1 protein-coding gene is annotated in these 1,196 nt (G+C 69.2%); it reads left to right on the top strand.

All coding sequences use genetic code 11. The features are described 5' to 3' along the window. Positions 1–1,196: PTS fructose transporter subunit IIC (locus AOK22_RS38565; RefSeq protein ID WP_244165286.1), on the top strand; the 1,196-nt coding region annotated here is incomplete at both ends.

Here is a 1,196-nt window from a genome sequence, read left to right as displayed (position 1 = left end):
CCGGTGGCGGGGGCGGCAAGGAGCGCAGCGTCGCGTACAAGGCGCTGATGAACGGCGTCTCGTACATGATTCCGTTCGTCGTGGTCGGCGGGTTGCTGATCGCGATCTCGCTGTCGCTCGGCGGGCACACCGACCCCAAGGGCGGGCTCGTCATCCCGGACGGCTCGTTCTGGATGCACGTGAACCAGATCGGTGTCATCGGGTTCACGCTGATGGTGCCGATCCTGTCGGGATACATCGCCTACGCGATCGGGGACCGGCCCGCGCTGGTGCCGGGCATGATCGGCGGGTGGATCGCCAACACCGGTGACCTGTACGACTCCAAGGCGGGCGCGGGCTTCATCGGGGCCATCGTCACCGGCTTCCTCGCCGGTTACCTGGTGCTGTGGATCAAGAAGGTCAAGGTCCCGAAGTTCGTCCAGCCGATCATGCCGATCATCGTGATCCCGATCGTGGCGACCACGGCGCTCGGCCTGTTCTTCATCTACGTCATCGGGAAACCGATCTCGTGGATCTTCGAGCACCTGACCAGCTGGCTCAGCGGCATGACGGGGACCAGCGCGATCCTGCTCGGCGCGATCCTGGGGCTCATGATCGCGTTCGACATGGGCGGTCCCGTCAACAAGACGGCGTTCCTGTTCGGCGCGGGGCTCATCGCGACCGGCAACCAGACCGTCATGGGCATGTGCGCCGCCGCGATTCCGGTCATGCCGCTCGGCCAGGGCCTCGCGACGCTGATCCGCAAGCGGCTCTACACGGAGCAGGAACGGGAGACCGGGCTCGCTTCCTTGTTCATGGGCTTCTTCGGCATCTCGGAGGGCGCCATCCCCTTCGCCGCCGCCCGTCCGGCGCAGGTCATCCCCGCCAACATGCTCGGCGGTGCCGTCGCCGGTGCGATCGCCGGCATGGCGAGCGTGAAGGACGCGGTGCCGCACGGCGGGCCGATCGTGGCGGTGCTCGGTGCCGTCGGTGGCGTACCGATGTTCTTCGTGGCCATCGCCATCGGTTCGGTGGTCACCGCGCTGACGACCGTGGCGCTGGTCGACCTCAGCGAGCGCAAGCGGCGCGGGGCTCCGCTGGTGGACGTACCGGGCGGGCCCGAGCCGGTGCTCGCCGGGGTGGGCGCGGCCGCGGGTGGCGCGGCGGTCGCGGTGGACGGCCTCCAGAAGGCTCCGGCCCCGGCGTCGGCCCCCTCC

This window comes from Streptomyces silaceus (assembly GCF_001419745.1).
GTDB classification, from domain to species: Bacteria; Actinomycetota; Actinomycetes; order Streptomycetales; family Streptomycetaceae; genus Streptomyces; species Streptomyces silaceus.
Note: the sequence above shows the minus strand (reverse complement) of the source record. Positions and strands in the feature narration are given on the sequence as shown.